Genomic DNA, 13,438 nt, shown 5'->3' with positions numbered 1-13,438 from the left:
TCATGGCCGGGCTTGTCCCGGCCATCCACGTCTTCTCTTTTCGCGGGTCCCAAAGACGTGGATGCCCGGCACAAGGCCGGGCATGACGAGTTGGGAATATTCGCGTCCAACAACCAGATGCCGGTCGTCAGGTTTTTGAATCGGCCTTCTTGGCGAACGTCGCCTTGAGATTGTCGAACAACTCCACCTTGACGCCGTTCTTGCGCATGATGAAGCTCTGCTGCAGCACCGACAGCAGGTTGTTCCAGGCCCAGTAGATCACGAGACCTGCCGGGAAGCCGGCCAGCATGAAGGTGAAGATCAGCGGCATCCAGTCGAAGATCATCTTCTGGGTCGGATCCGGCGGCGTCGGGTTGAGCTTCATCTGGAACCACATCGTGATGCCCATGATGATCGGCCAGACGCCGAGCATCAGGTACGGGCCGACATGCGGCCCGAGCACCATGGGATCGAACGGGATGAGCCCGAACAGGTTGAAGATCGTGGTCGGATCGGGCGCCGAAAGGTCCTTGATCCAGCCGTAGAACGGCGCGTGGCGCATTTCGATGGTGACGAACAGCACCTTGTAGAGCGAGAAGAATACCGGGATCTGCAACAGGACGGGAAGACAACCGGCGATCGGGTTGATCTTCTCCTTCTTGTAGATCTCCATCATCTCCTGTTGCTGCTTCTGGCGGTCGTCGGGATAGCGCTCCTTCAGTGCGGCCAGTTGCGGCTGCACCGATTTCATCTTGGCCATCGAGGCATAGGATTTGTTGGCGAGCGGGAAGAACAGCAGCTTCACCAGCACCGTCACCAGCAGGATCGAGACGCCGAAATTGCCGACCAGGTGGAAGAAGTAATCCAGCGCCAGGAACATCGGCTTGGTGATGAAGTAGAACCAGCCCCAGTCGATCAACAGGTCGAAATGGTTGAGCTCGAGCTGCTTGTTGTAGCCGCCGTGGCCGGCGAAGGGAAAGTTGATGCCGACGACGTTGGCTTCCTTGGCGCCGGCGAACAGCCGCGCATTGGTGCTGCCGGTGCCGCCGATCGCGACGGTCTGCGGATCCTGCAGGTAGTCGGTCTGATAACGGACCTTGGCGCCCGGTTCGGCGAGGAAGCGGGCCTTCAGGCGCGCCGACGTGTCAGGCAACAGCGCCGCAGCCCAGTACTTGTCGGTGATGCCGAGCCAGCCATTGGTGACATTGAACTCGAAGCCTCGGCCGCCACTGCCCAGAACCGGCGCCTCGGCGACGGCTTTGTAGCCGTGTTCCTGCAGGCCCTTGTCGCCGAGATAGCCGATCAGGCCTTCATGCAGGATGTAGTAGCCCGAGACCTCAGGCGTGCCGTGACGAGAGATGAGGGCGAACGGATAGAGCGTGACCGGCGCGGTGCCGACATTGGTGACGTCGTCCTTGACGCTGAACAGATAGCGGTCGTCGATCGAAATGGTGCGGCGGAAGGTGAGGCCTTCGCCATTGTCGTATTTCAGCGTCACCGGGTGGGTCGGCGACAGCGCGCCGGAGCCTTCCTGCTGCCATACCGTCTCGCGGTCGGGAAGCCGCGCCGTCGAGCCTGCGGCCGCCACCCAGCCGAACTCGGCATAATAGGGATGAGCGGTGTTCGACGGAGAGAACAGCACGATCGCAGGCGATTTGGGGTCGACGGTGTCGCGGTATTGCACCAATGCGAGATCGTCGATGCGGGCGCCCTTCAGCGCGATGCTGCCCGTCACCCGCGGCGTGTCGATCTTGACGCGGGGGGTTGCGGCAATCGCGGCGTCGCGGCTGACGACCGGCGCAGCCGCGCCCGGCTGGGCGGGCGTGGTGGCGGACGGGGCCGAACCCGGCGTCGGCGCGGTGGTGGTAGCGCCCGGCGCTGTCTGCGGCGAGGATTTTGCGAGCTCGGCCTGGGTCTGCGACTGCAGGCGCTGCTTTTCCATCTGCGGCGCGTTGTAGAAATATTGCCACGCGATCAGCACGAGGCCGGACAGAATGACGGCGAGGATGGTGTTGCGATTGTCGGTCATCGTTTCAAGGTCTCGTCATTCAACTCGGGTTCCGGCTCGCGCCGTCGTCTTTATTTTGGTGTCTTTGGACGCGTTGTCTTGACGCGAACCGGTAGCGGCTTCGCTCGGAAGCGCTTTGGCCACTTTTGCCGGCTGCCGGTCGAGACGAAGCAGCGCCTGGCGAAGGTCGTCGAGCATGGTCGTAAAGTCGCGATGCAGCGCCGCGCGCCGCCCGACTAGCACATAATCATGGTGCGGTCGCATCGGTATGACGTCCAGCCGCTTCACCAGTTCGCGAAGCCTGCGCCGGATACGATTACGCTCGGTAGCGGTACCGTTCTTTTTGGTAACGGTAAAACCGATCCGGATCGGGCCATCATCGTCGCGGCAGCGTCCCTGCACCACGAAGGCGGCGCTGTTGGCTCGCGCGCCATTGGCAACGGCGAGGAAGTCCGCCCGCTGCCTTAGCCGATCCATAATAAGGTCTCCGGAGACGTCCGGCTCAGGCGCTCAGACGCTTGCGGCCACGCGCACGGCGCGCAGCGAGAACCTTGCGGCCGCCGGTCGTGGCGAGACGGGCGCGGAAGCCGTGACGGCGCTTGCGCACCAGTTTGCTGGGTTGATAAGTCCGCTTCACGGGTAGTTCTCCGCTAACCTGGCAAGCTGCCGCTGAATTGCAAACTGCCGCTGAATTGATGGTAAGTCCGGTAATGCTGGCCGGCCCAAGACGGGCCATCGACGGCCCCAAATGAGCCGCCCCCGGTCAGACCGGGCCATAGCGGACAATTGCGCGGCTTATACGGGAGCGACCTGTTTTCGTCAATGTTGCGCGGAGCCGCAATCGGGCTTCTTTGAAATGGCACAATTGGGGCGAATATTATTGTTTTCGCGGGGTTTTTAGGGACGGGACGGCAACTCGCCCCTGACATCGGAACCGGCCGACATTAGCGATCGGTAATTTGACCGGTCCGTGGCCGGAACGCATCCTCGCAAATCAGCGTGCGGGCGGCGGCAGTGAAGCCGGTCTTAAGCTCCGATCCTGTGCGTAAAACAAGGTTATCAAGGCGGATATTTCGTGTCAGCGACCGACGACCAGCCGACCATCGAAGCGCCGCGGCCAACGCCGCCGCGCCGGCTCGGCCTGTCCGGCAAGCTGCTGCTGCTCACCATTCCCCTCGTCATGATCGCCGGCCTGATGATCTATGTGCCAGCGATCGCGAATTTCCGCATCAACCGCCTGAACGACCGCATTGCCGCGGCGAGCACCGCGGCGCTGGTGCTGGACGCCGCACCCTCGGGCATGGTCCCGGAATCGCTGGCGCGGCAGATCTTGAAGAGCGTCGGCGCCCGCGCGGTCGCCATCAAGATGGGGCAGCAGCGCCGTCTGCTCGCGAGCGCCGATTTGCCGACGGCGATCGACCACGACATCGATATGCGGACCATCACGGTATGGTCCGCCATCGTCGATTCCATCGAAACCATGCTGGCAACCGACAATCATGTGATCCGCGTGGTGGGACCTGCGCCCGGCGGCGGGCAATTCATCGAGGTCGTCGTCGACGAGGCGCCGCTGCGGCAGGCGATGTACCGCTTCTCGCGCAACACGCTCCTGGTCTCATTGGCTATCGCCATGCTGACGGCGGCGCTGGTCTATTTCGCCATGCATCATCTGTTCGTGCGGCCGATGCGGCGGCTGACCGCGAACCTGGTCGGTTTCCATGAAAACCCGGAAAGTTCGGCGCGCATCATCGTGCCGAGCCAGCGCGGCGACGAGATCGGGGTCGTGGAGCGCGAATTGTCCGACATGCAGCGCGACCTGGTGTCGATGCTGCATCAAAAGAGCCGGCTCGCCGCACTCGGCCTTGCGGTCTCCAAGATCAACCATGATTTGCGCAATCTGCTGGCATCGTCGCAATTATTGTCCGACCAGCTCGCCAGCGTGCCCGATCCGCGGGTACAGCGCTTTGCGCCAAAACTGATGCGATCGCTGGAGCGCGCCATCGATTTCTGCCAGTCGACCCTTTCTTATGGCCGCGTGCAGGAAGCCGCCCCCGACCGCCGCATGATGCTGGTCGAGCCCGTGGTGGCCGAAGTGCGCGAATCCGCAGGCCTTGCCGCCGACGCCTCGATCGCCTGGGTCAGTGCGATCGAGCGCGGGCTCACTGTGGACGCCGATCCCGATCAGATGTTTCGCGTGCTGCTCAATTTGGTGCGCAACGCCGCGCAGGCGCTCGAAAGCCGCCCGAAGGGCGATGCGGCGGCGCTGCAGATTCGCATCACCGGCCGCCGCGAAGGCGCGGTCGCGATCATCGAGGTTTCCGATACCGGCCCCGGCGTGCCGGCGCGGGCGCGCGAGCATTTGTTCGAGGCTTTCCAGACCTCCGGCCGGCCCGGCGGCAGCGGGCTTGGCCTCGCCATCGCCGCCGAACTGGTTCGCGCCCATGGCGGCGATATCCATCTGGTCGAAGGCACCATCGGCGCCACCTTCCGGATCTCGATTCCCGACCGCCCGGTGGAACTGCAAAGCGTCCGCAACGAGCGGGCAAGGGCGTAAATCACGCTATTTGCTGCGTTTTGTGACCGATCTGGCCGATTTGCCCGGCCAAATCGTTTGCCAAAACCCGCGTTCCGGAGCTTGCCAATCGGACGCGGAGCGGGTAGCTAAAGCGCTCTTTCGCGACGTTTCCGACACCATTCGGATGCATCGGGGCGACTAGCCCACGATGGCCTTTGCTAAAAAGGGTCTTGGCGAAAAACGCGCCCGTAGCTCAGCTGGATAGAGCACCAGACTACGAATCTGGGGGTCAGGAGTTCGAATCTCTTCGGGCGCGCCATCAACATCAGAAACCCTTATTTTCTGGGATTAACTCGATAGCTCAAGGGCTTCGTCCTGCCGCACTGGTATCAAGCGGTGGGATCAACTATGCGTTTCGGAATGGGTTTGATTAAGAACGAACACGGTGTGTTCCATGTGCGCCGGAAGGTGCCGAAGGCTCTTGAAGTTGCGACCGCACGGGTGCCGGGCGTAGCCAAGGAGCGGGTGTCGTGGCTCAAAAAGTCGCTGGCGACCAAGGACGCAAAGCGGGCGAAGGTCCTTGCCGCGCCAGTTCTCATGACGTTCAACCACGTCCTCGCGCAGGCCGAGGCGTTGCTCGTTCAGCATCCCGTTCGCACCGAACTGACGGACTACGAAAGCACCCGCATGGGGCACTACCATTTTGCTGCCGTGCTCGCTGAAGACGATCGGCTAAGACAGGCAGGCTTGCAGCAGTATTCGGACGAAGACCGGACGGCGCTTGAGCATTTTGAGGTGGACGCGAGGTCAGAACATGACCTGGCCGTCACGGAAATCCTTGACGATGCACAGGACGCACTGGCTGCGAATGATCTTGAGTACGTCAAGGAGGAAGTCGAAGCGCTTCTGGACGTGTTTCAACTCCGGCTCGACGGACGGTGCGATGCGTACAAAAAGCTCTCACTCGTCGTCCTTAGAGAGCACGTAAGGGCCTATAGCGCTCTTCGTGCAAGAAGCCGTGGCGAACCCGTCGAAACTCCCAACATGCTCAACATCGCTTCGCAGGCAAGAAGCGGCGGCCTGCTGAGCGCGGCTTACAACGGTTGGAAGAAGGCAAAGAACTCGACAGGACGAACGGCAGATGAGTTCGAGCGAGCAGTTTCGCTCTTTATCCAGCTTCATGGTGATTTGCCGTTGACGGCTATCACCCGCGCCCACGTCCGCCAGTTTGTTGAGGCGTTGCAGGATGTGCCTCGAAAGCGGTCCGGTGGACAACCGTGGGCAGCAGGCGCATCCCGATTTCTTGATAACCGTTGAGAATTATCCTTCCATTGTGGTGGAAGTGAAGTCCAGAATTGGCGATGACCAGTTGATTGCTCTAAATTCGGCTACAGAGGTTCTAACTGCTTCGGAGCTAATTGGATTGCGAGAATATGCATGTCTAACGTTGTGCAGCCCCGGTGTAGAGCCAAGCGTGCCGGGAGTTATTGAGCGTTGTGGAAGGCTGTGCGTCGTGGATGTGTCTGACCTTGTTGAAGCGATTTTGAGGCTCTTAGAGGGATCGATCACACGGGCTGGGCTTTACAACTGGCTCACAACGCCGGGAATAGCTCTCGTCGAAGACCTGCCTCATCCAGACTGAACTTGATAACTTCGTGCTAAAGCAGGCCACATCGACCGCGGCCCCCTTTAGCGCAAAGAGAGCCTTGGGGCGCTGACAGGTTTTGGTCGGCTAGGAGACCAAGAATGGAAGGCATTTACTCTATAACGTTCCGAGGGACGTCGGATTGGGGCATGGGGATGCTCTTATTTCGAGCGGGCCGTTTGACGGGAGCCGATTTCTCTGGGGTGCTGTACGACGGCACTTATCGAGACGCCAATGGTATGGTCACGGTGGCCGCTGAACTGACGGTGCCACCCGGATCGACACTCGTGCAAGGCATCCCAGCAAGGCCGGTGGCTTACAAAGTGCCCTTTAATGCGGAGGTGCCACGTCAGGCATTTTCGAGCGGGCAGCCTGTCCTCATTCAATTACCAGTAGGGCCAGTAAATGTGATCTTCAAGTTCCTTCGAGGGTTGGAGTAGTGAGTAAGGTCATCCGCTCTCCCTGCAACCTCTGCAAGCGGGAAACCGAGCACGATGTATTGGACGTTCGGGAGGCATCCGACGAGGGGCCAAATGGAGAGGTCAGTAGCGTAAAGAGTTACGCGCTACGATGCAGGGGCTGCCGCGACTATTCCGCGCGGATTGAGCAATGGTACTTCGACGGTTATTTTGAAGGGAGTTCAACGACACTAACGCGGGTCGAGTTTCAACCGGCTCGACTTTGGGCTTGGCCTCCCGATTGGATTGGAGATCTTGAAGCATTGGATAGTGATCTATTCGGTCTGCTCACCGAGATTTATTCGGCGGCAAACGATGAGCAGGTGCGGCTTTTGTCGATGGGGACCAGGACTGCTCTCGATCATCTGATGAACGTAGTTCTAGGCGCGGACTACGGGCCGTTTGAGAAGAAGCTAACCGAGATGGTTGCGCAAGGCCATCTCACCGGTCGGCAGAAGGATGAACTAGAAACGGTGATTGATGCTGGGTCGGCATCAAGTCATCGGGCCTTTAGGCCACCTCGCCAACTGATCCAAGCCATGTTGGCAACAATGGAAGGTCTCGTGCAAAACCATTACATAACGGGTCCGATGCTCAAAACGGCCGCGAGCCTAATCCCTCCTCGGCCGCCTAGGCAGCGGCGTTAGGACGAAGACATGACGATTGTCCTATGCCCCGTATGTAAGGGAAAGTGCCTGTGTGTAGCGTGTGATGGGCGAATGGAAATCTATAACGAAGGCAAGAAGGAATGGTTGATCTGCCCGGTTTGCAGTAGCCAAAACAAGAATGTCTCAGACAATGGGGTTTGCCAGACCTGCCGAGGCATCGGTACCATTGACAACAATGCGCCGCTGCGGGGCGGGGCGGGCTGAAGGTTGCCTTTGCGGTGGTACACTTCTGTGGTATCAAATGGCGCGGCAGGAAATCGAATTTCTCAATAGATACAGCGCTTTCTGTGATTGAGCATCGCCTCTCTTCGGGCGCGCCATTTGCCGTTTCAGTGACAGCTTATTTTTCCCGACATGAAGCGGCCCGAACTGCAAGTTGCCGTCGCGTGCTCACCGTCAGTCGGACGAGCCCGAACGGCCTTCGCGCTCGGGATGATCGCCTCCACCCAGGTCTTCGCCTTGCACGCCCGCCGGCGCCGACGCGCCGCGGGATCGAATGACGATCGCGATGATGTCGACCTCGACCTTGAGCAGGTCGAGGTCGCGCGTCATCTCGCGCAATTCCTGACCCTTGCGCGCAATTTCCTCCGAGACGTCGATAGCCATGTTGCGCTCGGTGACCCCGCCCGAGCTGCCGGTGAACATCTTGGCCTTGATCCAATCCAGCCGCGCCCGGTGTGTATCGCGCGTGAATTTCTTTTCGACGAATTGTCGCCGGCTTTCGACATAGGCGGCCAGCAATTCCACGTCGGACATTTTGTACAGAGCGTCGGCTGAAAGGCTCATGGTACCGTGCTGAGGCAGTTGAGATCATGAACTCGCCAGGCGGACGCGCCGCCCCGGCCATGTCGTTCGGAACCTTGTCCCCCAGAATATTGACGCGACAGCGCTCAACCAAGTGGGATCTTCGCCATACCATGCAGGAATTCCGAAGCGCTGGAGGAATTGGCGATGGGATTATGGTGACAGTGCACCTAATCTCATAGGAGAGCGCGTCGACTCGGCAGGCGGAAACCGCAACATGGCGAAACACCGGATCTACACAACGAGCTTTGCAAGCGTCTATCCGCTGTACATTGCCAAGGCAGAGCAAAAAGGACGTACAAAAGCGGAAATCGATCAGATCATCGCGTGGTTGACCGGCTATCGCGGTGCAGAGCTGAAAGCGCAACTGGAAAAGCAAGCGGACTTTGAAACCTTCTTTGCAAAGGCGCCTCGGCTGAATCCCTCGCGAACCCTGATCACAGGCAAGGTCTGCGGCGTCCGCGTCGAGGAAATTGCCGAACCGACGATGCGTGAAATCCGCTACCTGGACAAACTCATCGATGAACTTGCAAAGGGGAAAGCGATGGAGAAGATTTTGCGGAAGCCGTAATCGATTTGTTCGCGAGCGGCCGCTTCAGACGAAGACTGTCGCAATTCGTCGTCGTAGGGCGGCCCGCATACGTCTCGGCCGCCCTGGCCATTCAGACGTACGTCTGGCCTATGTCAGTCGAACGGAGATGCCGCCATCCACGATCATCGGGCTTCCTGTCATGAAGGTCGAGCGATCGGAAAGCAGGAAAAGGGCTGCTTGCGCCACCTCCTTTGCATTCGCCATTCGTTTCATTGGATGCAGATTTGCGATGAAATCCAAAGCGGCAGGATTTCCCTCTCCGCCGCTTGGCGTAATCGTGCCGCCCGGCAACAGTGAATTGACCCGGACGCCATCTGCGGCGTGGTCGGATGCCAGTGACCGCACCAGGCCGATCAACCCGGCTTTGGACGCCGCATAGGCCCCCATTCCCGGCATTCCCCCGTTGCTGAAGCCCACAAAGGAAGACGTGAAGACAATCGAACCTTGCCCTCGCTTCTTCATGACCGGTATCTGCGCCTTCGCGGCCAGGAACGCGCTTGTCAGATTGACCAACATGACATCGTTCCAATTGGCGATTCCCATATCGGCGACCGGCCCCATCTCCCCCACGATGCCGGCATTATTGAATGCGCCATCCAACCCATCGAACTCCCTTATGGCGAGATCGACGAGAGCATTGGCGTAGTTTTCATCCCTTACATCGCCGGAAAGAAACACAGCCTTGCCATTGCCTTGATTGATTTGCCCGGCAAGCGTTTCCAGCTCCGCCGATCGGCGCGCGCCAAGGACCACATTGGCGCCCTCGGCTGCGAACAGCAAAGCCGCCGCTGCGCCTATCCCACTGCTTGCGCCAGTGACGATGATCGACTTGTTTTTCAGTTCCATAACGAGCGCTCCAGAAGGTTGTGTCAGGGCGCTCTAACAGTTGTGTACGCAGCGCAGCCACCCGTTTCCCGACCTCAAACAACTGGTGTCGGCGACATCGCAAGAGAGACATCGCAAGAGAAATGGATCGTGCCAGCCTGCCGATGAAGCCAGCCCATCACGGATGAGCAAAGGTTGCGCTTCTCAGTTTCGCCAATCGCGAGGGGTCCGCCAGAACGACTGGCTTGCCTCGTAGTCGACGGTGCCGGCATCGAGGCCGATATCGCGGAGCATCCGCTCGTCGAGGCTGGCGAGTTCGCGGCGCGCCACGCTGCGGTGGCGCCACTCGCGCAGTGTCGCGACGATCAGGTCCAGGATCAGGCTCCAGGTCGCGCGCGGTGTCACCACCGCGTGAGCAGGCACAGCGGCTGCCGGCTCGTGCGTGGCCGGTGTCCGCGGGGTCGAGCGTTGCGCCGGGACTCGGTCCAGAAGTTTGGGCGCGATGATCGGCTGACGGCGTTCTGACACCAATGTCGACATGATCGTCTCCTCTTCTCTGTGTTGCGGCCATTCGAAAGAAATATCGTAGTAATTTCAGTGTGTTATGTTGAATTTTGCCGACCCGTGACGGTGTCGGCGATTGCTGTTCTGATTATGCGCCGCCATACCTGACAGGATGTGTCAGGTATTTTCTGCTAGGCTGCGGAAATGCGCGCGAGCCGGCTGTTGTCGATCCTGTTGCTTCTGCAAGCCCGCGGCCGGATGACGGCCGAAGAGCTGGCGAGCGAGTTCGAGGTTTCGGTTCGCACCATCTATCGCGACGTCGATCAGCTCAGCGCCGCAGACGTTCCGATCTATGCGGATCGCGGCCCGAGCGGCGGATTTCAGTTGCTCGACGGCTACCGCACCAAGCTCACGGGCCTTTCGCCCGCCGAGGCCGAGACGTTGTCGCTCGCCGGCCTGCCGGGACCCGCGGCGCAACTCGGGCTCGCCGACGTGCTCACCGCAGCCCAACTGAAATTGAGCGCGGCATTGCCTGAACGGTCGCGCGCGAATGCGGGCCGCGTCGCCGCGCGATTCCACCTCGATCCCGTTGGCTGGTTCCGCAATGCCGATGACGCCAGGCTGCTGCCGGCAATCGCCAACGCGGTATGGAACGAGAAGTGCATCGACGTGCACTACCGGCGCGCCGAGGGCGCGGTCGAGCGCCGGCTGCAGCCGCTCGGCCTCGTGCTCAAGGCGGGCATCTGGTATCTCGTCGCGCAGGTCGGCGATCAGCCGCGCACCTATCGCGTCTCCAACTTCATCGATCTTACAGTGACCGAGGAGTCGTTCGAACGGCGGAAGGATTTCGACTTGTCGCGCTTCTGGGTCACCTCATCGCGCGCGTTCGAAACCAGCGTCTACCATTCCAACGCCACGCTGCGCGTGACGGCGCGTGGCCTCGCCAAGCTCGAAGTCCTCGGCTCACTCGTCGCTCAGGCGGCCGCCGCGACGGCAACGCCGGTGGATGCCGACGGCTGGATCCGCATTACGATCCCGATCGAGTCGGTCGAGCGGGCCGCGTCCGGTCTGATCGCGCTCGGCGCCGACGCCGAAGTCGTCGACCCCCCCGAACTGCGCGAGCGGCTCGCCAAGACGGTGCAGGATCTGGTCCGCCTCTACGCGCCCATGCAACTGGCGGAGCGCCGTCCGCGACAGCGCAAGCGCTGAAGGCGGCACCGCGCCCGACGGATCACCGCTTGCAATAAAAATTGCTTGTGGGTCAACTTTTATCGACGCCAAAGTTGCGACGGTGTTGATGCCGCGACGGCGACGCCCTTAGTTCGGCGTTGCCACGATATCGAAATTTTTCATGGCCGGATTGCAGGCCATCTTGGCCGCCTTCTCGCAGCTTTCCAAAGCGGATCTCTGCGCGGGTTCAAGCCCGCCGGTACTCGCGGAATAGCTCGGCACGCCGTTCGGCGCGCGGACCAGCACTTTTGGGGTGTAGAGCGAGAAATATCCCTCGAGCCACGGCCGGCGGGTCGCCGGCATATTGTACTTCCGCATCAACGCGTCGAGCTGTTGCGCACTCCAGGTCGGCAGGTTCTGCGCGCGCAGGAAGGGGTCGAGCGCCGCCAGCCAATGCTGCCGCCCTGCCGGAAGTTCGAAGATGTTGTGACCGTCGGCCGGTTGCAGCGACGGAGCGATTTTCAAGGTGGCGACGCCGCCTTGTGCGACATAGGCCGCATGCACCTTGCGTGCGGCGTCGGGCCCGAAATTGCCGTCGTTCTCCGAATAGACCCACAGCGTCGGCGTCTTTGTCTGGCTGCCGAAAGACGCCAGCGCCGCGATCGGCATATCCTGCGGGCAGGCGAGTTGCCCTTGGGCGTCGGTAATCCGCATGGCGCCGGCGAGATTCACGACCGCTTTCAGCCCCGGGGTATTGCGCGCCGCAAGCGCGAGCGCGGCGCCGCCTCCCACGGAGCCGCCGATCGCGATCACCTGCGAGGCGTCGGCATCGGCGCGCCCGGCCACGACGCGCAACGCGCGCTCGAGATCATCGGCCTCCACCGAGAAGTAGCGGCGCAGGTCGGCATCATTGCATTTGGCATAGGCCGCATTGGTGGGTTGGCCCGTTGTCCCGCCCGACACCCCGTAACCGCGCCGTACCACGGCGACAGCGAGATAGCCGCGATAGGCAAGGTCGCGGGCCTGCGGCGCCATCAACGGGGCGCGCATGTTCATGAGTTCGGACGGCAGCCGAGGCTTGCCATGCGTGAGCAAAGCGACCGGCAACCGTCCGTTCGCGGCAGCCAGCCGTACGATCAAGGCTTCCAGCCGGTAGTTTCCACCCGGCGCGCGAATATCGAGGAAGGTGATTTCTTCGAGCAGGGCCGAGTGGTCCGGTGGCGAGGCAGGCCCGGCTTGCGTCAGGCCGGGCGTGGAGACTGCCATGGACATGATCATTGCCACGGCCGCCGCGATCGCAGAAATGGACCTCATCGTGGAACCTCCGCAGGCGCATTGCGCGGCGTGGCCTGAACATGCAGCGCATCACAGCCATCATGTCGCACGATCATCACCGCCACACGCTTGGCCCGCGCCGATCGTGTGGTCCAATCATCAACCTCACTCGGGTGGAATAGAACCGTGATCTGGCTCACCTAGCCAGGCATTAAACCGTGTCCACGGATGAGATGCGACACGATCCGTTCGACCGGATCGTACGACATGGTAATCGCGAGATACCGCACCGGCATGTGGCGCACCAGTCGTTGCCGAGATTGCCCGGTTCGCAGCCCCGTCTCTGGTCAAACGGCGGCGGACAAACTATCGTCGCTTCATGTCAGTCCCAAAGCGCGTCCATGCCGATCGGTGTTGCGGCGCGATCATCGACTATCAGGATTTCTTTTTGGCGCAGCTCGAGCCGCGCAACCGCTCTCGCCTGCGCAAAAACATGCGCAACTTCGCGCGCCTTCTTGCGTATATGCGTATTCCGACGGTCGTCACACTCGAGCGGCCGGTCCACCGAAAAGGCGCGGTGCCGCAGGATATCAAGGCGCCGCTCGGCAGCGCCGCAAAGGTTTTCGAGAAGGATTTCTTCGACCTCACCAAGGAGAAGCCGATCCGGGCCCATCTGAAACGGCTGAAGAAGACGCAAATCGTCGTTGCGGGTTGCGAGACCGATGTGTGTGTCCTGCAATCCTGCCTTGGTCTTCTCGAAATGGGTTTTGAGGTTTTCGCGGTCGAGGAGCTGCTGTTTTCGTCGGCGCGCAATGTCGATGCGGCGTTGGTGAGGCTGAGGTCCGAGGGAGTGATCATCCTGTCCTACAAGACGCTGTTCTTCGAGCTGGTCGAGGCCGTGGCAGGTGCGCCGCATGCCGAAAAGATGGTCGCGGCATTCGGCGAATTTCCTTCCGATCTCCCGGAAGAAGCTGTGTCTTGAGGTGGAGGCGTCC

At 60.9% G+C, this 13,438-nt stretch carries 14 protein-coding genes and 1 tRNA gene; 8 read left to right on the top strand and 7 right to left on the bottom strand.

Annotated features, from left to right (window positions below):
* Nucleotides 1-127: 127 nt before the first annotated feature.
* Genes yidC through rpmH form a run of 3 tightly spaced genes read right to left on the bottom strand, consistent with a single transcriptional unit; the run spans nt 128 to nt 2,624 of the window.
* Complete coding sequence (yidC, locus tag JQ600_RS08065; RefSeq protein WP_212390292.1) at nt 128-2,008, bottom strand: membrane protein insertase YidC; 1,881 nt, start codon at nt 2,006-2,008, stop codon at nt 128-130.
* A gap of 15 nt (nt 2,009-2,023) precedes the next feature.
* Entirely contained in the window at nt 2,024-2,464 is a 441-nt protein-coding gene (gene rnpA, locus JQ600_RS08060) for a ribonuclease P protein component (protein ID WP_212390291.1), read from the bottom strand.
* Nucleotides 2,465-2,489: 25 nt separating this feature from the next.
* Complete coding sequence (gene rpmH, locus JQ600_RS08055) at nt 2,490-2,624, bottom strand: 50S ribosomal protein L34 (RefSeq protein WP_006609582.1); 135 nt, start codon at nt 2,622-2,624, stop codon at nt 2,490-2,492.
* 438 nt (nt 2,625-3,062) lie between these two features.
* Between rpmH and JQ600_RS08050 the strand changes: the two genes are divergently transcribed.
* The 5 genes from JQ600_RS08050 (at nt 3,063) to JQ600_RS37545 (ending at nt 7,252) form a co-directional block, all read left to right on the top strand.
* Nucleotides 3,063-4,541, top strand: a complete 1,479-nt coding sequence (locus JQ600_RS08050; RefSeq protein ID WP_312011062.1) for a HAMP domain-containing sensor histidine kinase — start codon at nt 3,063-3,065, stop codon at nt 4,539-4,541.
* A gap of 203 nt (nt 4,542-4,744) precedes the next feature.
* Nucleotides 4,745-4,821: transfer RNA gene (locus JQ600_RS08045), tRNA-Arg, on the top strand.
* A gap of 89 nt (nt 4,822-4,910) precedes the next feature.
* Nucleotides 4,911-5,819, top strand: a complete 909-nt coding sequence (locus JQ600_RS08040; protein ID WP_212489771.1) for a DUF6538 domain-containing protein — start codon at nt 4,911-4,913, stop codon at nt 5,817-5,819.
* A gap of 429 nt (nt 5,820-6,248) precedes the next feature.
* A complete protein-coding gene (locus JQ600_RS08035; protein ID WP_212489770.1) occupies nt 6,249-6,587 on the top strand; it encodes a hypothetical protein in 339 nt (112 codons plus the stop codon).
* Nucleotides 6,587-7,252, top strand: a complete 666-nt coding sequence (locus JQ600_RS37545) for a DUF4145 domain-containing protein (RefSeq protein WP_409410646.1) — start codon at nt 6,587-6,589, stop codon at nt 7,250-7,252. Before JQ600_RS08035 ends, JQ600_RS37545 begins: the two co-directional genes overlap by 1 nt.
* 417 nt (nt 7,253-7,669) lie before the next feature.
* Here the strand turns inward: JQ600_RS37545 and JQ600_RS08030 are convergent, their stop codons facing one another.
* Nucleotides 7,670-8,059 (bottom strand): hypothetical protein, encoded by a 390-nt coding sequence (locus tag JQ600_RS08030; RefSeq protein WP_212489769.1) that lies wholly within the window; start codon nt 8,057-8,059, stop codon nt 7,670-7,672.
* 235 nt (nt 8,060-8,294) lie between these two features.
* Between JQ600_RS08030 and JQ600_RS08025 the strand changes: the two genes are divergently transcribed.
* Nucleotides 8,295-8,648 (top strand): DUF2200 domain-containing protein, encoded by a 354-nt coding sequence (locus JQ600_RS08025; RefSeq protein WP_212390279.1) that lies wholly within the window; start codon nt 8,295-8,297, stop codon nt 8,646-8,648.
* A gap of 108 nt (nt 8,649-8,756) precedes the next feature.
* On the opposite strand, the gene JQ600_RS08020 is transcribed toward JQ600_RS08025, so the two are convergent.
* Nucleotides 8,757-9,515: an SDR family oxidoreductase gene (locus JQ600_RS08020; RefSeq protein ID WP_212390278.1), complete on the bottom strand. Its 759-nt coding sequence runs from the start codon at nt 9,513-9,515 to the stop codon at nt 8,757-8,759.
* A gap of 183 nt (nt 9,516-9,698) precedes the next feature.
* Nucleotides 9,699-10,034 carry a DUF1127 domain-containing protein gene (locus JQ600_RS08015; RefSeq protein WP_212390277.1) on the bottom strand — a complete coding sequence of 112 codons (336 nt, stop codon included), beginning with the start codon at nt 10,032-10,034 and terminating at the stop codon, nt 9,699-9,701.
* A 168-nt stretch (nt 10,035-10,202) separates the two neighbouring features.
* On the opposite strand from JQ600_RS08015, the gene JQ600_RS08010 reads away from it, so the two are divergent.
* The gene (locus tag JQ600_RS08010) at nt 10,203-11,207 is read left to right on the top strand and encodes a YafY family protein (RefSeq protein ID WP_212390276.1); all 1,005 of its coding nucleotides are present in this window, start codon (nt 10,203-10,205) and stop codon (nt 11,205-11,207) included.
* A gap of 108 nt (nt 11,208-11,315) precedes the next feature.
* Here JQ600_RS08010 and JQ600_RS08005 read toward each other — a convergent pair whose 3' ends face one another.
* Nucleotides 11,316-12,482 (bottom strand): S9 family peptidase, encoded by a 1,167-nt coding sequence (locus JQ600_RS08005; RefSeq protein ID WP_212390275.1) that lies wholly within the window; start codon nt 12,480-12,482, stop codon nt 11,316-11,318.
* Between the two features lie 340 nt (nt 12,483-12,822).
* Between JQ600_RS08005 and JQ600_RS37540 the strand changes: the two genes are divergently transcribed.
* Nucleotides 12,823-13,425, top strand: a complete 603-nt coding sequence (locus JQ600_RS37540) for an isochorismatase family protein (protein WP_212267877.1) — start codon at nt 12,823-12,825, stop codon at nt 13,423-13,425.
* Nucleotides 13,426-13,438 lie beyond the last annotated feature (13 nt).

Origin of the sequence: Bradyrhizobium sp. AUGA SZCCT0176, assembly GCF_018130145.1 — a bacterium.
Lineage (GTDB): Bacteria > Pseudomonadota > Alphaproteobacteria > Rhizobiales > Xanthobacteraceae > Bradyrhizobium.
The sequence above is the reverse complement of the archived record's forward strand: the minus strand, read 5'-3'. Positions and strand labels throughout refer to the sequence as shown.